This is a genomic window from Geobacillus thermoleovorans (assembly GCF_001610955.1).
Lineage (GTDB): Bacteria > Bacillota > Bacilli > Bacillales > Anoxybacillaceae > Geobacillus > Geobacillus thermoleovorans.
Genome location: NZ_CP014335.1, coordinates 1,187,631 through 1,204,997, shown reverse-complemented (window position 1 = coordinate 1,204,997; position 17,367 = coordinate 1,187,631). Strand labels below are relative to the sequence as shown.

Here is a 17,367-nt window from a genome sequence, read left to right as displayed (position 1 = left end):
CAGACTTTTCTCCCCCTTTGTGGCCGGCTATTTCGAATGGGAAAACGCATGTCTGTTTTTCGCAAAATAATCCCAGCCAGACCAAATCGTGAAAATGACCGCCACCCACAGCGCCAATTCAGCGAACGGAAACGAAATGAGCGAGAATGGGAAGTTATGTAACAATAAAGCGGAAATGGCGACAATTTGCGTCCATGTCTTGATTTTGCCAAGCATGTTGGCAGCGACGACTTCCCCCTCGCCGGCAAGCACGAGCCGCAAGCCGGTGACGGCAAACTCGCGGCTGATGATGACAATCACCATCCACGCCGGAACGGCCCCGAGCTCGACAAGCACGATAAGCGCCGCCGACACAAGCAATTTATCGGCAAGCGGATCTAAAAATTTTCCTAAATTCGTCACCAACCCGTATTTGCGGGCATAGTAGCCATCGATCCAGTCCGTCGCTGAGGCGATGATGAAAATGAGCGCGCCGGCAAGATGGGCAACCGGAAGCTCTGTCCCGCCGATTTGGATGCTTCCCCACCCGAACGGAACGAGCATCACGATCAAGAAAAACGGGATGAGCATAATGCGCGCTACCGTAATTTTATTCGGCAAGTTCACCACAAATACCTCCGCTCATTCAACATAGTTCAGTCCGTGCGAAAAGCAGGCGCCTTCCTGCGGAAAAGCGCCCTGTTCCATCATTTCTTCAACACGAAATGCAGCTTTTGGTATACTTCCTCTTTCGGGGCAAACGGATAGGCAAACGGCTGGCCGTTTACCTTCATGTCGACGTCCAGCGTACGCCCGATTTTCACCCATACTTCGCTTTCGGCCGACAGATCGAACGTTTTCGTCTGCCCGCTTGTCAAGTTGCCGCGGTAAAACGTATGGCCTTTCGTATTGTATACTTCGACCCATGACGTTCCTTTGGATGAAAGCTCGATGGAAAACGCGCCGGAGCTGGCGACTTCAATCGTCGCCGTGTTGCCGCGCTTTTCCGTCACATTCATCGCCGCAGCCGGCTGTTCTTCTTCGCCAGTCGGCGCTGGCTGTTCATTTTGCTGTCCGTTTTCATTCGTTGCCTTCTCGTCCGTTTCCTTCGCCGACTGCTTTTGTTTCGCCTGCTCAAGCGGCGAATGTTTCGGCTTTTCGACCTCCGCTGTTTTTGGGCTTGTCTTTGTCGGCGGCTCATTTGCGGCGCCGTGCTGGAGCAGCACCCAAACGAGGACAGCCGCCCCGATGACGACCGCCGCGACAATCACTTTCGGCAGCCAATCGAGCCATTTCGCCCCCTCGGCAGACAGTTGCTGGCGCGTCTTCACGCGCGACAGCGTCTGCGGAATGTCATCTTGATAAGACTGGGGAATGTCCTGTTTATACTGTTCAAACAGCTCATCCGGATCAAGTCCGACCGCTTCAGCATATTGCCGGATGAAGGCACGCACATAAAAATTTCCAGGCATGATGGCATAGTTGCCTTCTTCGATGCCGATCAAATACCGCTTTTGAATTTTCGTCATCTCCTGCAACTCGTCCAAACTCATATTTTTTTCTTCCCGTGCTTCCCGCAAACGTTTTCCTAGTTCCGTCAACGGCCAACACCTTCCACTTTTTTAAATTAAAACCCAAATTCGGAAAATCCGTCATCGCCCAACAATGACGGGCGGTCAATCGCTTCGTAGGAAATATCTTCGTCCGGTTCATGGCGCAGCTCAATAATATAATCAAAATCATCGAGCGTGTATTCCGTATGGCGAACAAACATGTCCGGATGCTCGACGACTTTCGTCGCCTCAAGGCGCATGAGCTCACGGATGAGCTGCCAGTGCTGCTCGTTCCCGCGGCGCGTTGAGACGATGCCGTCGATAATGAAAATGTTGTCCTCGCTATACTCATCTTCCATCAACTGCGTGCGAACCGTCTGTTTAATCAGCGTCGATGAAACAAACAGCCATCGTTTGTTGGCGCACACGCTGGCGGCGACGATCGACTCTGTCTTGCCGACGCGCGGCATCCCGCGGATGCCGATGAGCTTATGCCCTTTTTCTTTAAAAAGTTCCGCCATAAAATCGACAAGCAGTCCAAGTTCATCACGGACGAAGCGGAACGTTTTTTTGTCATCGGCATCGCGCTGGATATAACGGCCGTGGCGGACGGCGAGGCGGTCGAGCAGCTTCGGCTGGCGCAGCTTCGTCACCGTAATGTTGTCCATCGTCCGCAAGATCGTCGCCAACCGTTCAATTTGCTCGTTATTGTCGCACAAAAGCAACATGCCGCGGCGCGAATCCCGGACACCGTTGATCGTCACGATGTTAATGGACAACATACCGAGCAGCGAAGCAACGTCGCCGAGCAACCCCGGGCGGTTGACATGAATTTCATATTCCAAATACCATTCCTGCTTGCCCATCCCGTCTCCTCCCTTGCCGGTGTCCGCACGAACGCCTTATGCTAAGTTCATACTACTATAATTATAAATGGAAAAGCAACCGAAAAGGAGGAAGAAAAAAGAGAGGGAGGCCCCTCTCTTTTACCGGGTGATTATTTTTGTTGGACCAGCTTGACCATCATGTTGGCAAGGGCGTGCTGCTCTTTTTCATCCGCAACGCTCCAAAGATCAGCGAGCACCCGTTCTTCTGGGTTTTTCGGGTCGACGTGTTTCGCCAAATAATCCCCGATTTGGTAAGCGACATCTGTGATCACTTGCTGAGTCAATCCTTGCTGTTGCGCTTGTTCTAAACGTTCCGCCAAAAAGTCTTTCCATTGTTCAAAGTTATCCAGTACCGACATGTCAATCCCTCCTTGTTGAATGTTTCAAGGATAGTTTGCCTGCCGAACCGGAAAATATACGTTCAACAATACCAGCCGCCGTTGACGGAAATGACTTGGCCGGTGATATACGAAGCGGCATCAGACAGCAAAAACGCCACCGTTTCCGCCACCTCATCCGGGGTGCCGAGCCGGCCGGCTGGAATTTCGTCAGTGAGCGCTTCCAGCTCCTCAGGACGAAACACCCGCAGCATATCGGTATCAATCGCCCCCGGTGCAACAGCGTTGACGCGAATGCCGCTTGGGGCAAGCTCCTTGGCCAGCGCCTTGGCAAACGCGTTCTGCCCTCCCTTTGTCATCGAGTACACCGCCTCGCATGAAGCGCCGCACAATCCCCAAATCGAGGAAATGAACACAATATGACCGCGCTTTCTCGCCACCATTGATGGGGTCAGCCTTTTGATGAGCAACGCCGGGCTTGTCATGTGAAGCCGCACCATCCGCTCGATTAATTCATCGTTCATGTCGGTCAACAATCCGTAATAGCTTGCACCGCTGTTGTAAACGATGGCATCAACCGGGCGATCGATTTGCGAAACGAGCTTTTCCACCCCATCCAGTGCCGACAAATCGGCCTCAATCGGCACAATATGCACATCGTTAAGCTCTTCTTTCAGCGCTTCAACAGGCGCCCGTCGCCGATAGTAATGGAGAAAAAGTCCGTACCCCTCCCGAGCGAGCACACGAGCGATGCTTTGTCCGATGCCTCCAGAGGCTCCCGTGATCAAGGCGTAGCGCATGAAACCATCCTCTCCTTTTTGCCGCAAAAAAGCATCCTTCTCAGGAAGGATGCCTTATTGCCCTTTTGGAACGACTTCGCAAACCGCGATTTGCGAATCGCGGAAGCAAGAAGAGGCAACCGCCGCGATATCGTCCATGGCAAGGGATGAAAGCGCCGGCAAAATGTCAAACAAGTTGGATCCGTAAAACGCGTAGCGCGTAAACTGGTTGGCGATGTATTCCGGCGAGTTGAGCGCGCGCAAAAAGGCGCCGATTTTTTTCTTTTTCACCCGTTCAAATTCTTCCTTTTTTATAGTCTCCGCGGCAAACGACAGCAGCACCGTTTGAATTTCCGAAGCGAGCCGTTCAGCGTCCCTTGTATCGCCGCCGATCAACGCGAAGCCGAACCCGCGCTCTTCTGTATAATCGTACATAAATGTATCATCGATCAATCCTTCGCGGTACAGCCGTTCATAATGCGGCGAGCTTTTTCCAAACAAATAGTCCAATGCGACGTGGAAGGCAAGCTCATGCCGAAGCTTTTGTTCGCCGGCTTCAGGAACGGACGGCGCTTTGATGCCGACAAAGCATTTGTTCGTCTGCACATGCATCGGAATCACTTTTTTCTTTTCCGCTACTGCGCTCGGTTCTTCATACGCAAACCGCTTCACTTCCGGGGCTTGCGGGAACGACTTTTTCGCCTGGTTGTCGCGGATTTGCTGCATGATTTTTTGTTCATCGACCGGGCCGACGACAAACAAAAGCATGTTGCTCGGGTGGTAAAACGTTTCGTAGCACTCATACAGCAACTCTTTCGTAATTTGGGCGATCGATTCAACTGTGCCGGCGATGTCGATTTTGACCGGATGGTTGTGATACATGCTTTCGATGGCGCCGAAATAGACGCGCCAGTCTGGGTTGTCGTCGTACATCCGGATTTCCTGGCCGATGATCCCTTTTTCTTTTTCCACTGTCTTGTCGGAAAAGTACGGGCTTTGCACAAAATCGATCAACGTTTCCAAGTTTTTCTCGACGTTGTCGGTGCTTGAGAACAAATAGGCGGTGCGGGTGAACGTCGTAAAGGCGTTCGCCGAGGCGCCTTGTTTGCTGAACTGCTGAAACACGTCGCCGTCTTCTTTTTCAAACAGCTTATGCTCCAAAAAATGGGCGATGCCGTCCGGAACGCGCTTCATCTCCGTTTTACCGAGCGGGACGAACTGGTTGTCGACCGAACCGTAGTTCGTGGTGAATGTCGCATACGTTTTGTTGAATCCTTTTTTCGGCAAAATGTATACGTCAAGGCCGTTGTCCATTTTTTCATAAAACAGCTCTTCGTGCAACGTCTCATACACCCGTTTTTCCATCTTCCGTCGCCTCCATTCCGGTCAAAAAGTACACCGTATCAAGCTCCACCTTGTCAGCGGCGCGCACCACATCCTCGCGCGTCACTTGATCGGTGCCGGCAATCCATTCATCGATCGGGCGCTTTCGCGTTGAGACGACGTTATGGTACAACACCTCCACAAGCCCGCGCGGCGTATCGAGCGTCTCAAGCAGCTGGTTGCGGATGACCGCTTTCGTCTGCGCCATTTCTTCATCTGTGAAATCACCGTTTTTCATCGCCTGCATTTGCTCATCGATGATGCGGCGCGCCTTCTCATAGTTGGCCGGTTCAATGCCGGACATGACCATAAGCAGCCCTTTATGGCTCTCAAGCCTTGAGGCGGCATAATAGGCAAGGCTTGCCTTCTCGCGGACGTTGATGAACAGCTTCGAATGGGAAAAACCGCCAAAAATGCCGTTAAACATTTGCAAGGCGTAATAATCGTCATCCTCATACGTCACATTTGTCCGATAGCCGATGTTGAGCTTTCCTTGCTTCACGTCTTGCCGCTCGATGACTTCGCGAACTTCCCCTTGCGGCTTGACAGAAACCGACGATGCGCGCTCCCGCTTTGGACGATCCGGCAAAGAGAAGCGCTGCTTCACCGCTGTGAGCACCGCCTCTTCAGCCACGTCGCCAATGACATATAGATCCAGCTCATCCTCGGCCAGCGCTCGTTCATAATAGCGATACAGCCCTTCCGCCGTGATGCCGTCCACGTCTTCAAGCTCGCCGTTTGGCGAGAGGGCGTACGGTTCGCCTTTGCACATTTCTTCTACAAGGCGCATGTTCGCATAGCGCATTTTGTCATCATACACCGCCTGAATGCGTTGACGGAGCGCCCGCTTTTCCTGCTCGACAATGTCGGTGACAAACCGCCCGCCATCAAGAGCCGGGCGGAACAGAAGATCGGCCAAGAGCTGAAACGCTTTCGAAAGCAACGGCGTTTGCTCCGGCAAAAATCGTTCATTGGCGACATCGATGCGAATCGTCATGATATGATGTTCGCCTTTTTTCGTTAAATCGACGTTCAGCGTCGCCCCATACAGTTCATCCAAATAGGTGCGCAGCGCCTTAACGCTCGGATAGTCGGCCGTGCCGCTTTGCAAGACGTATGGCAAAAGCGCGCGCAGCGTGACCGTTTCTTTAGCAAGAGGGGCCTTCATTTTCCAAACGATCGTGTTCGTTTTGTACTTATCGGTCGAAATCGTATGGACGCGAACCGGTCCGACCGCTGTGACTTTTTCGTCGACCAATCCAACTCCTCCTTACTTTTTCTCTTTGCAGATATGCACTATCTTTTATTGTAAAGCGTCTTATCAACAATATACCTTTTGCCAATAGAAAAATGCAAATCATTCCATTCAGCAAAAAACGGCCGTCCGTTTTTCGGACAGCCGCTTTCATCACCGTTTTCCTTTGATGTATGGCGTGCCAGCCGCTTTCGGCGCCTCAGCGCGGCCGATGAAGCCCGCCAGCGCCAAAATCGTGAGTGCATACGGGGCGATGAGCAAGTAAACGGTCGGGACGTTTTTCAAGAACGGAATCGTTTGCCCGACGATGCTTAAGCTTTGCGCCAACCCGAAAAAGAGCGCCGCCCCCATCGCGCCGATCGGATGCCACTTGCCGAAAATCATCGCCGCAAGCGCCATAAATCCGTGCCCGGAAATCGTCGCATGGCTGAAATCGCGGGAAATGATCGTCGCGTATACCGCACCGCCCAAGCCGCCGAGCGCGCCGCTGATCATGACAGCGATGTAGCGCATTTTGGCGACATGAATCCCCATCGTATCCGCCGCCATCGGATGTTCGCCGACCGCACGCAGCCGCAGGCCAAACGGCGTTTTGTAAATGACATACCATGATACAAACGCCAGCGCAATGGCGATATATGACGGCGCGTACGCGTTAGAAAACAACAGCGGCCCGATGACGGGAATGTCGCTTAACACTGGCACGTCAATTTTGTCAAACCCAACTTGAATTTGGTCCGTCTGCCCCTTGCCGTACATTTTCTTCACTAAAAACAGCGACAGACCAAGCGCCAAAAAGTTGATCGCCACCCCGCTTACGACTTGGTCGGCGCGAAATGTGACCGACGCGACAGCGTGCAGCAGGGAAAATACAGCGCCGACCACCATGGCAGCCAATAAGGCAAGCCACGGCGTCCATTCGCCAAACCGATCGGCAAACGTCAAATTAAAGACGATGCCGACAAACGCGCCGATGGTCATCAATCCTTCAAGCCCGATGTTGACGACGCCGGACCGTTCACTAAACACGCCGCCAAGGGCGGTGAAAATGAGAGGAGCCGCAAAGAAAATCGTTGTCGGGACAATCGTTTGCAAGACGTCATACACGCTCACTTACTCCGCCCCCTTTTGCCAACGAGATAACAGCCAGCGGATCATGTAGCTGGATGCAACAAAGAAAATGATGAGCGCGATAATAATATCGACGAGTTCGGTCGGCACGCCGGCGCTTGACGGCATTTCCAACGCCCCGACTTTTAAGGCGCCAAACAACAAGGCGGAGAGCAAAATGCCAAACGCGTTGTTTCCTCCGATCAAGGCAACCGCGATGCCATCAAATCCAAGGCCGGTAAAGCCGGCTTTCGTCGAGATGTTTCCAAATGTGCCAAGCCCCTCCATCGCCCCGGCGACGCCGGCAAAAGCGCCGGAGATGACCATCGCTAAAATGATGTTGGCGCGCACATTCATGCCCGCGTACTGTGACGCATGCTGATTGAAACCGACCGCCCGCAGCTCAAACCCTTTCGTCGTCCGCTCAAGCAAAAACCACATGACAAATGCGGCGGCGACAGCGATGAAAATGCCGTAATGCATGGTGGAATGATGCGTAATGGCATCAAAAAAGTCGGAGTGAAGCGATGCGCTTTCTTTCACCGGCTTTGATTTAAATCCCTCATCAGACAAAACGGAACGGATGATGGCGTTCGTTACATGCAAAGCAATATAGTTCATCATGATCGTAATAATGACTTCGTGCACTTTTAAATACGCCTTCAGCACACCCGGAATCAAGCCCCATAGCGCCCCGGCCAACGCGGCGGCCAACAAGGCAAGCGGCAAATGGATGATTTTGGGCAAATCAAAGGACACCCCGACCCAGACGGCAGCGAGCCAGCCGACGATCAGCTGCCCTTCAACCCCGATGTTAAACAAGCCGGTGCGAAAGGCAAACGCCACCGCCAAGCCCGTTAAAATGTATGGCGTCGTCTGGCGGATCGTTTCGCCGATATAGTACGTATCGCCAAACGCCCCGTACACGAGAGCGCCAAAGCCGGCGATCGGGTTGTAGCCGCTTGCAAGCATCACGATCGAACCGGCGATCATGCCAAGAAGAACGGCCAACAATGGTATCAAAAATTGCTGGAGACGATTCGACTTCATCACGACACACCTGCTTCCTTCCGTTTGCTTCCAGCCATCAACAGCCCGAGCTCCTGTTCGGTTGTTTCTTTCGGATCAACGATGGCGACGATGTTTCCTTCATAAATGACAGCGATCCGGTCGCTGACGTTCATCACTTCGTCAAGCTCAAACGAGACGAGCAGCACCGCTTTCCCGCGGTCTCGCTGTTCAATGAGCCGCTTATGAATAAATTCGATCGCTCCAACATCAAGCCCCCTCGTCGGCTGGGCGGCGATCAACAAGTCCGGGTCGCGGTCGACTTCACGGCCGATGATCGCTTTTTGCTGGTTTCCGCCCGATAGCGCCCGCGCCTTCGTATATTCATCCGGCGTGCGCACGTCAAATTCGCGGATGAGCTGGCGCGCTTTTTCGTAAATGGCTTGAAAATTCAACAGACCCCGTTTCGAGTACGGCGGCTGATAGTACGTTTGCAGCACCATGTTTTCGCCGATCGGAAAGTCAAGGACAAGCCCGTGCTTATGCCGATCTTGCGGAATATGGCCGACGCCGGCTTCGATGATTTTACGCGGCGGCAAATTCGTAATGTCTCGGCCGTTGAGGCGGATTGTCCCTGATTCAGCTTTGATCAAGCCGGTTATGGCTTCAATGAGCTCGGTCTGGCCGTTGCCGTCGACTCCAGCAATGCCGACGATCTCGCCGGCGTGCACCGTCAAGTTCAAACCGTTGACCGCTTTGATCCCGCGCGCGTCCTTGACGACTAAGTCTTTAATTTCCAACACCGGTTTTCCCGGCTCAGCCGGTTTCTTAGCGGTCGTAAACTGCACCTCGCGGCCGACCATGAGCGCCGCCAGTTCGTTCGGATTCGTCTCCGCCACATTGAGCGTCGCAATTCCTTTGCCGCGGCGGATGACGGTGACGCGGTCGCACACTTCCATAATTTCTTTGAGTTTGTGCGTAATTAAAATGATGGATTTTCCTTCGCGGACGAGCGTGCGCATAATTTGCATGAGCTCGCGAATTTCCTGCGGCGTCAACACCGCTGTCGGTTCGTCAAAAATCAAAATATCGGCGCCGCGGTAAAGCGTCTTTAAAATTTCCACGCGCTGCTGCATGCCGACGGAAATGTCGGCGATCTTCGCTGTCGGATCGACCGCGAGTCCATATCGTTCCGACAATTCGCGCACTTCCCGCTCCGCCCGCTTCATATCGATCGTTCCGGCCCGCGTCGGTTCGCTGCCTAAAATGATGTTTTCCGTCACCGTGAACGTATCGACGAGCATAAAGTGCTGATGCACCATGCCGATGCCAAGATCATTGGCGACGTTCGGGTCGGTAATGCGCACCGGCTTTCCTTTGACGCGGATTTCGCCGCCGTCCGGCTGGTATAAACCGAACAGCACGTTCATGAGCGTCGATTTGCCGGCCCCGTTTTCGCCAAGCAGAGCGTGTATCTCCCCCTTTTTCACTTGCAGCGTAATGTTGTCATTGGCGACAAACGTGCCAAACACCTTGCGGATATTGAGCATTTCAATCACGTATTCCAAGCGATTCACTCCTTACTCAAGCAAGGTCAAAATCACAAAATGAAAGGCGACAGCGAAACAGCCGCCCTTCATTTTATGATTTTGAAGAAGGCTAGCGGCGCGCACTAGCCTTCTTCGCCGTTGTTCGTCACTTGATCGTCGCAGCGAATTGCTCGTACTCTTTCCGGTTTGTTGGAACTTTCACTTCGCCTTTGATGATTTTTTGCTTCCATTCGTCAACTGTTTTTAACACGTTCTCCGGAATGTTGTCTTGCGTCGGGGCAATGCCAACCCCATTTTCCGGCAACCCGTACTCAATCGTTTTGCCGCCCGGGAAGTCGCCCTCTTTCGCCCGTTTCGCCGTGTCATAGACAGCGACATCGACGCGTTTCACCATCGAAGTGAGCGTTACGTTGTACGTTTTGCCGCCGACTTTCACTTCTCCCTCCGGCGCTTGGTCTTTGTCAACACCGATGACCCAAATTTCGCGGTTCGGATCTTTCTTCTTCAAATCTTTCGCTTCCGAGAAGACGCCGTTCCCAGTCGCGCCCGCTGCATGGTAGATGATGTCGATGCCAGATGCGTACATGCTCGAGGCGATCGCTTTCCCTTTATCCGCTTGGTCGAACGCCCCGGCGTATTGCACTTCCACAGTCGCCTTCGGATTGACCGCTTTCACGCCGGCGCGGAATCCGCTTTCGAATTTTTCGATCAACGGAATCTCCATCCCACCGACAAAGCCGATTTTATTCGTTTTCGTCATTAGCCCGGCGACAACACCGACAAGGAACGAGCCTTCATGCTCCTTGAACGTGATGCTGGCGACATTTGGCTCGTCAACAACAGTGTCGACGATGGCGAAATGTTTTTTCGGGTTTTGCTTAGCGACTTCTTTCACCGCGTCGCCCATCAAATACCCGATGCCGAAAATCAAGTCAAAGTCGCTGCGCACAAGCTTGTTTAAGTTCGTGGCATAGTCAGCGTCGCTCGATGACTGCAAGTAGTCGTAGCCGCCGCGGCCTTTTTCAAGCCCGTTGTCTTTGCCGAACTTTTGCAGCCCTTCCCAAGCCGACTGGTTGAACGATTTGTCGTCAATGCCGCCGACATCGGTGACCATGGCGACACTGAACGTATCTTTCTGATTGCCGCCTCCCGCATTGTTGCCGGCTTGTCCGCAGGCGCTAAGCAGCGTGCCGGCGGCAAACAGGACGGACAACACCAATCCGATTCGCTTTTTCACATTCACTACCCCCTGGCTTGAAAATTTGTTCTTTAATTAGTTAGTATAAAGCTTCCGCTCTCTTTCTATGTACCCATTTTCACCCCCCTTAAAAGCTGAACCGCTTCCGCATGACATGGAAGCTGAACTTGTCGGAGCGGAAGTAGTTGACGGAATAAAAAATCGGCTCATCGTTTTTATCGAAATGCATTTGCTTGAGCACAAGCAGCGCCGTTTCCGGGTCGCATTGCAAAATCGGCGACACTTTTTCATGATAGCCGAGCGGCACGATGCGCGCGACCGCATAGGCGATATCACGATGCGTTTGGTTGTGCAAGTTTTCAAACAGCGACTCCTGTTCATAGGAGATGCCCTTTGGCAAATATTTGCATAAAATTTTATCCAAGCAATAAACGACCGGCTCCCCATCGGCGGTGCGCACCCGCTCGATGAGCAACAAATTCTCGTCCGGCCGGCATTGGAAGCGGCGCATATCGTCTTCCGTCGGCTGTTGGATGGAGGAAGACAAAAAAATCGTTCCTGGCTTGCGCCCCGCTTGACGAATCATATCCGTGACGCTTGAGAGCTGCTCGATGCCGGACGTAAACAGCGGACGGGCGTTGACAAACGTTCCGACGCCGTGGCGGCGGATGATAATGTTTTCTTCTTCCAGCACCCGCAGCGCTTCCCTCAATGTCGCCCGGCTGACGCCAAGCTGTTTGGCGAGTTCAAACTCGGACGGCAGTTTTTGCTTTTCTTTGTACACTCCCGTTTCAATATCGCGCTTGATGCGATCAATCACTTGCAAGTAAAGGTGGCGGCTGTCTGATTTGATTGACATGACAACGTCCTCCGTGTTACGCATTTCCGTTGAGATCAGACCTCTGACATTAGACATATAACCTTTTTGAGATTACTATATCATTTTTTACTGGGCAAATAAATAGGTGATATCAAATTTTGTCGAAGAAAAAGAAATAGGATTGGCAACGCTTCCAATAAGATGTATGATTGAGCGGGCAGGCTTTTTTCGCCCGCCCTTTTTCCCATTTATGATGTCTTTTTTAAATCTTCCTTCGACCAAAGAACGGCGCGCGGCTTGCTTCCTTCATACGGGCCGACGACGCCGCGCTCCTCCATGGCATCAATGAGCCGAGCGGCGCGATTGTAACCGATGCGGAAGCGGCGTTGCAGCATCGAGACGGAGGCGCTTTGCATTTCAACGACAAGACGGACCGCCTCATCGTACAACTCGTCTTCAAGGGCTGAGGAAGAGGGTTCGCTGTCTTCGACGAACATCTCCTCATAATATTGCGCCTGCTGCTGTCCGATGACAAACCGAACGACTTCTTCCACCTCTTGGTCGGAGACAAACGCCCCTTGGACGCGCACTGGTTTTGAGGCCCCCATCGGCAAAAACAGCATATCGCCGCGGCCGAGCAGTTTTTCCGCCCCGCCCATATCCAAAATGGTGCGCGAGTCGATTTGCGATGATACACTGAAGGCGATGCGCGACGGAATGTTCGCTTTGATGACGCCGGTGATGACGTCCACCGACGGGCGCTGGGTGGCGATGATCAAATGGATGCCAGCGGCGCGCGCCATTTGCGCCAAACGGGTGATCGCCTCTTCCACATCCGAGGAAGCCACCATCATCAAGTCGGCCAATTCGTCGATGATCACGACGATGTATGGCAAAAGCGGCTGCTGTTCCGACGCCGTTTCGTTATGGTGGCGGATATGCTCGTTATATCCTTCAATGTTGCGCGTGCCGGTATGCGAGAACAGCTCGTAGCGCCGCTCCATTTCTTGGACGACTTTTTTCAGCGCCTGGGCCGCTTTTTTCGCGTCGGTGACGACCGGTGTCAACAAATGAGGAACACCGTTGTACACACTTAACTCCACCATTTTCGGATCGATCATCATCAGCTTCACCTCATGCGGCTTCGTGCGCATGAGCAGGCTGACGATAATGCCGTTGATGCAGACGCTTTTGCCGCTGCCGGTCGCGCCGGCGATCAACAAATGCGGCATTTTGTTTAGTTCCGCAGCGACGACTTCACCGGAGATGTCGCGCCCAAGCGGAATCAAAAGCTTCGCCTTGTCCCGTGTATGCTCAATGGCTTCCAGCACTTCGCGCAGCGAAACAGTGGCGATCTCTTCATTTGGCACTTCGATGCCGATCGCGGACTTGCCGGGGATCGGTGCTTCAATGCGGATGTCTTTCGCCGCCAAAGCGAGCGCCAAATCGTCGCTTAAACTGACAATTTTGCTCACTTTCACCCCGACGTCCGGATACACTTCATATTTCGTCACCGCCGGACCGAGGTGCACTTGCGTCACTTTCGCCTTGACGCCGAAGCTTTGGAACGTTTTCTCCAGTTTTCGCGCGTTGGCGTAAATGTTCGCATGATCGGCCGATTGCCCGGCCGGCTTCGGCAGGCGAAGCAAATCAAGCGGCGGCAGGTCGTAATTGGTGTTTTCATGCTCGGAAAACGCAAGCGGCGGCGCCGGTTTGTCCTCCTCCCCCCCACTGTCGCCTTCCACCAGTGGATTCTTCTCTTCTTCCGGCTCAGCGGCCGACCGGACCGCGGCAAAATCGGAAATGATCGGCGGCGGGGAAAGCAGTTCCTCATCCGGCTCGACGCTGCTTGCTTCAGCCGGCTCGTCTTCCCGCTTTGCGGCCGCCCGCCGCGAGCGTCGGCTTCGGCCGCCGCTTTCCTTGCGCTTCCTCCCCGCCCGCCATTGCTTTATATCTTCGACAAACGCCAACCATTCTTTTCGCACAAACGCTGCGGCAAAAGCAACCCATTTGCCGGCCGTCTCGCGCAGCGATTTCCCGGTCAGCACGACAAAGCCGACGATGAACAGAAGGAAACAAATCCATTTCGTCCCGGGCGAATCGAACAGCTGGTAGCTGGCGGCAAATAACAGGGCGCCGACCATTCCGCCCCCTAAATCCACATCGGCCGCCTTGCCGCTTGCTTCGTTCCAAAACAGCCCCCACGTCGTCCGAATGATGCTCGGATCAAGCTCGCCGCGCCGCGACATGAGTTCAAACAGCTTGTCATGGCTCAAAAGCAGAAGCGCCGCGGCGATGGACGAAGCGCCGACAAACGGGCGGCCCGTCCATGACGGCCACTCCCGCCGCCACATGACGATGAGCGATAATAGGAAAAGTCCGCCTACTAATAGCATGTACCATTCGCCGAAAAAAAAGCGACCCACAAGCACGAGCGTCTCCCCGACAAGCCCGAGGCGGGCCATCGCAACGACAGCGACCGCGAGCAAGCCAAGTCCGATCAATTCAAAGCGGATTGTTTCCGTCCATGGCTGTGTTTTTGACGGCTTCCCTTTTCTTCTTCGCTTTCGTTTCGCCATGATCGTTCACTCCAGCATGAATGAATTGGCAAGCCGGAAAAAAGCAGCCAACAATGGCTGCTTTTTTCCGTTTGTTTACTATTATATCATGAACGGCTGAACAATTCATTACGATGTTGCCGCAGAAGCCGGAAATCTCGCCCCAGGCGCATATTTGGCGTTTAAAAAATGGAACGGATTCGTGCTTAAGTTTTGCACGATTTCATATTCTCCCGTTTCTACAGATTGGACGAGAAACGGAATGCCATCGTAATACACCATTTTCCGCTTCTCATAAACAGCGGCATCGACCGGAAAAATCAAATGTTCGGGCATGATCGTATACAAAATCATTGGATCATCTTCCCTTCCCCGTTTTTCCTCATCGCGATCAGCTCGCGCAGCTTCGCCATCGCTTGGGACACGCCCCCGACTTCATCGATGAGCCCGTACCGGACGGCGTCAGGCCCAACGACGTTCGTGCCGATGTCGCGCGTCAAATTGCCTTTGGAAAACATGAGCTCTTTAAACTTTTCCTCGCTGATCTTCGAATGTTTCGTCACGAAGCGGACGACGCGCTCCTGCATTTTATCCAAGTACTCAAACGTCTGCGGCACGCCGATGACAAGCCCCGTCAAACGGATCGGATGAATCGTCATCGTCGCCGTCTCGGTGATGAACGAATAGTTGCACGACACAGCGATCGGCACGCCGATCGAATGGCCGCCGCCAAGCACAACGGAAACAGTCGGTTTCGAGAGCGAGGCGAGCATTTCGGCAATGGCGAGCCCTGCTTCCACATCACCGCCGACCGTATTTAAAATGACGAGCAGCCCTTCAATTTTCGAGTTTTGCTCGATGGCCACAATCTGTGGAATGACGTGCTCGTATTTCGTCGCCTTATTTTGCGGAGGCAGCTGAATATGCCCTTCAATCTGTCCGACGATCGTCAAACAATGAATGTTCGTATCGGGATCCATTTGCGGGACGTTCGTCTGCCCAAGCTGGGTGATGGCCGCAGTCGCTTCCTCGGCCTTTGTTTCCGGCTGTTCGCCCTCGGTTTCCGCTTGAAAATAACGTTCCTTCTCCATCCATTTCTCGTCTCCTTTCTTGTCGATCATACGCTTAGTATGGCCGAAAGAAAAAAGAAAAATGCCGGCAACGGCTGACCGTTCCCGGCATTTTCCAGTTGACTTTGAGCATGATTGCATTATACTTCCATAATAATAGGCAAAATCATTGGTCTGCGCTTCGTTTTTTCAAATAAAAACTGGCTTAACGCTTCACGGATGTTCGCTTTCAACGACGACCATTCAAGCATGTACGATTCAAGGCAGCGCTCGATGATTGCCGCCACCATTTTCTCTGCTTCCTCAAGCAGTGTCTCAGACTCGCGCATGTAGACGAACCCCCGCGAAATGATTTCCGGGCCGGCGGCGATCGTTTTCGCTTCTTTATTCAGCGTGACGACGGCGATCAAAATGCCGTCCTGGGACAATAAGCGGCGGTCACGCAACACAATGTTGCCGACATCGCCAATGCCGAGGCCATCAATTAAAATATTGCCGTACGGCACTTTGCCGCCAGGGCGGGCGGCACCGCCGCGGAACTCGATCACTTCGCCTTTGTCGATTAAAAACGTCCGCTCCTCCGAGATGCCGACCGCCTTCGCCAACCGGGCGTGCGCTTTTTGCATCCGATATTCCCCATGCACCGGAATAAAGTATTTTGGCTTCATTAAATTGAGCATCAACTTTAATTCTTCTTGGCAACCGTGCCCAGATACGTGCACTTGCCGGTCGCGGTAAATCACGTTGGCGCCGGCCCGATACAAGGCGTCGATCGTTTTCGCGAACCCAAGCTCATAGCCCGGCATGACGGATGCGGCGACGATGACGGTATCCCCTTCTTTGATGTTCACTTGTTTGTTCGCTTGACGCGCCATGCGCCAAAGCGCGCTCATCGGCTCGCCATGCCCGCCGGTTGTCAAAATGACGAGCTCGCGGTCATTGTAGCGATCGATATCGTGCGCAGAAATCGTCACCTTGTCTGGAACATGCAAATAGCCAAGGCGCACGGCGATGTCCATTACTTTATGCAGCGTTTTGCCGATGACTGCCACTTTACGCCCGGATTGGTGGGCGGCGTACAGCACTTGCTGGATGCGGGTGATGTTGGAAGCGTAGCAGGCAACAAACACGCGTCCTTTCGCATGGCCGATCACGTCAGCGATCTCATAGGCGACTACCGTATCGGAGCCGCTGTAGCCGGGGCGTTCGGCGTTTGTGCTGTCCGACAAAAGACACAGCACCCCTTCTTCGCCGATTTGCGCCATTTTCCCTAAGTCGGTGCGGTTGTTGCCGTACGGGGTTTGGTCAAATTTAAAATCGCTCGTGTACACGATCGCACCTTGCGATGTATGCAGACTGATGCCGATCGAATCGGGGATGCTGTGGATCGTGCGGAAAAACGTCACTTTCGCCTTGTCAAACACGAGCTCCGCATCCGGATGAACTTCATTGAGCTTCGCGCCCGACACCCCTTGTTCTTTTAACAGCGCCTCCGCCAACCCGAGCGTCAGCTTCGTTCCGTATACCGGCACAGACAGCTGCTTGAGCACGTAGGCGATCGCCCCCATATGCTCCTCGTGCCCGTGGGTGAGAAAAATTGCCTGAATGCGATGCTGCCGTTCAATCAAATACGTGATGTCCGGGATCACTTTGTCGATGCCGAGCATTTCGTCTTCCGGAAACATCACCCCGGCGTCGATGACAAAAATGTCCTCGTCCAATTCGACAACATACATGTTTTTGCCGATTTCTCCGACTCCCCCAAGGGCAAAAATGCGTATTTTCTCTACCGGCTTTATTTTCGATTTCAAGGCTGCGTCCTCCCAATTGTGATGCTAACCCGCTCAAAGTCACTTGCTTTTATTATAACGAATCGATG

At 53.2% G+C, this 17,367-nt stretch carries 16 protein-coding genes; all 16 read right to left on the bottom strand.

The annotated features are described in order from the left end of the window. Positions 1-27: 27 nt before the first annotated feature. The 16 genes from pgsA to GT3570_RS06035 all read right to left on the bottom strand — a co-directional run bounded on the left by pgsA (position 28) and on the right by GT3570_RS06035 (position 17,299). Positions 28-606 (bottom strand): CDP-diacylglycerol--glycerol-3-phosphate 3-phosphatidyltransferase, encoded by a 579-nt coding sequence (pgsA, locus tag GT3570_RS06110; protein ID WP_011230793.1) that lies wholly within the window; start codon positions 604-606, stop codon positions 28-30. A gap of 80 nt (positions 607-686) precedes the next feature. Continuing rightward, positions 687-1,580 (bottom strand): helix-turn-helix domain-containing protein, encoded by an 894-nt coding sequence (locus tag GT3570_RS06105; RefSeq protein WP_011230792.1) that lies wholly within the window; start codon positions 1,578-1,580, stop codon positions 687-689. Between the two features lie 26 nt (positions 1,581-1,606). Continuing rightward, positions 1,607-2,398, bottom strand: a complete 792-nt coding sequence (locus GT3570_RS06100) for a DUF3388 domain-containing protein (RefSeq protein WP_011230791.1) — start codon at positions 2,396-2,398, stop codon at positions 1,607-1,609. Positions 2,399-2,529: 131 nt separating this feature from the next. Continuing rightward, a complete protein-coding gene (locus GT3570_RS06095; protein ID WP_011230790.1) occupies positions 2,530-2,778 on the bottom strand; it encodes a DUF3243 domain-containing protein in 249 nt (82 codons plus the stop codon). Between the two features lie 62 nt (positions 2,779-2,840). Then, positions 2,841-3,557 (bottom strand): elongation factor P 5-aminopentanone reductase, encoded by a 717-nt coding sequence (gene ymfI / locus GT3570_RS06090; RefSeq protein WP_021322287.1) that lies wholly within the window; start codon positions 3,555-3,557, stop codon positions 2,841-2,843. Positions 3,558-3,611: 54 nt separating this feature from the next. Continuing rightward, entirely contained in the window at positions 3,612-4,901 is a 1,290-nt protein-coding gene (gene yfmH / locus GT3570_RS06085) for an EF-P 5-aminopentanol modification-associated protein YfmH (RefSeq protein ID WP_011230788.1), read from the bottom strand. Then, positions 4,882-6,177 (bottom strand): EF-P 5-aminopentanol modification-associated protein YfmF, encoded by a 1,296-nt coding sequence (yfmF, locus tag GT3570_RS06080; protein WP_023634157.1) that lies wholly within the window; start codon positions 6,175-6,177, stop codon positions 4,882-4,884. The genes yfmH and yfmF overlap by 20 nt, the downstream gene beginning before the upstream one ends. 150 nt (positions 6,178-6,327) lie before the next feature. After that, positions 6,328-7,287 (bottom strand): ABC transporter permease, encoded by a 960-nt coding sequence (locus GT3570_RS06075; protein WP_011230786.1) that lies wholly within the window; start codon positions 7,285-7,287, stop codon positions 6,328-6,330. Further along, positions 7,288-8,334: an ABC transporter permease gene (locus tag GT3570_RS06070; protein WP_013145711.1), complete on the bottom strand. Its 1,047-nt coding sequence runs from the start codon at positions 8,332-8,334 to the stop codon at positions 7,288-7,290. Then, the gene (locus GT3570_RS06065) at positions 8,334-9,860 is read right to left on the bottom strand and encodes an ABC transporter ATP-binding protein (RefSeq protein ID WP_011230784.1); all 1,527 of its coding nucleotides are present in this window, start codon (positions 9,858-9,860) and stop codon (positions 8,334-8,336) included. Before GT3570_RS06065 ends, GT3570_RS06070 begins: the two co-directional genes overlap by 1 nt. 127 nt (positions 9,861-9,987) lie before the next feature. Beyond that, positions 9,988-11,079, bottom strand: coding sequence for a BMP family lipoprotein (locus GT3570_RS06060; protein ID WP_014195487.1), 1,092 nt, complete (start codon positions 11,077-11,079; stop codon positions 9,988-9,990). A gap of 88 nt (positions 11,080-11,167) precedes the next feature. Further along, positions 11,168-11,899: a GntR family transcriptional regulator gene (locus tag GT3570_RS06055; protein ID WP_011230782.1), complete on the bottom strand. Its 732-nt coding sequence runs from the start codon at positions 11,897-11,899 to the stop codon at positions 11,168-11,170. A 209-nt stretch (positions 11,900-12,108) separates the two neighbouring features. After that, positions 12,109-14,439 carry an FtsK/SpoIIIE family DNA translocase gene (locus tag GT3570_RS06050; RefSeq protein WP_011230781.1) on the bottom strand — a complete coding sequence of 777 codons (2,331 nt, stop codon included), beginning with the start codon at positions 14,437-14,439 and terminating at the stop codon, positions 12,109-12,111. 108 nt (positions 14,440-14,547) lie between these two features. After that, a complete protein-coding gene (locus GT3570_RS06045; protein WP_011230780.1) occupies positions 14,548-14,772 on the bottom strand; it encodes a YlzJ-like family protein in 225 nt (74 codons plus the stop codon). Next, the gene (locus GT3570_RS06040; protein ID WP_021322285.1) at positions 14,769-15,509 is read right to left on the bottom strand and encodes a ClpP family protease; all 741 of its coding nucleotides are present in this window, start codon (positions 15,507-15,509) and stop codon (positions 14,769-14,771) included. The genes GT3570_RS06045 and GT3570_RS06040 overlap by 4 nt, the downstream gene beginning before the upstream one ends. Before the next feature lie 119 nt (positions 15,510-15,628). After that, positions 15,629-17,299 (bottom strand): ribonuclease J, encoded by a 1,671-nt coding sequence (locus GT3570_RS06035; RefSeq protein ID WP_011230778.1) that lies wholly within the window; start codon positions 17,297-17,299, stop codon positions 15,629-15,631. Positions 17,300-17,367 lie beyond the last annotated feature (68 nt).

What these genes read in the sequence shown, in the direction of transcription:
- yfmH (WP_011230788.1), bottom strand. Translation starts at nt 4,901, where the DNA reads ATGGAAAAACGGGTGTATGAGACGTTGCACGAAGAGCTGTTTTATGAA.
- GT3570_RS06040 (WP_021322285.1), bottom strand. Translation starts at nt 15,509, where the DNA reads ATGGAGAAGGAACGTTATTTTCAAGCGGAAACCGAGGGCGAACAGCCG.
- GT3570_RS06100 (WP_011230791.1), bottom strand. Translation starts at nt 2,398, where the DNA reads ATGGGCAAGCAGGAATGGTATTTGGAATATGAAATTCATGTCAACCGC.
- GT3570_RS06095 (WP_011230790.1), bottom strand. Translation starts at nt 2,778, where the DNA reads ATGTCGGTACTGGATAACTTTGAACAATGGAAAGACTTTTTGGCGGAA.
- GT3570_RS06070 (WP_013145711.1), bottom strand. Translation starts at nt 8,334, where the DNA reads ATGAAGTCGAATCGTCTCCAGCAATTTTTGATACCATTGTTGGCCGTT.
- GT3570_RS06045 (WP_011230780.1), bottom strand. Translation starts at nt 14,772, where the DNA reads ATGATTTTGTATACGATCATGCCCGAACATTTGATTTTTCCGGTCGAT.
- GT3570_RS06055 (WP_011230782.1), bottom strand. Translation starts at nt 11,899, where the DNA reads ATGTCAATCAAATCAGACAGCCGCCACCTTTACTTGCAAGTGATTGAT.
- ymfI (WP_021322287.1), bottom strand. Translation starts at nt 3,557, where the DNA reads ATGCGCTACGCCTTGATCACGGGAGCCTCTGGAGGCATCGGACAAAGC.
- GT3570_RS06050 (WP_011230781.1), bottom strand. Translation starts at nt 14,439, where the DNA reads ATGGCGAAACGAAAGCGAAGAAGAAAAGGGAAGCCGTCAAAAACACAG.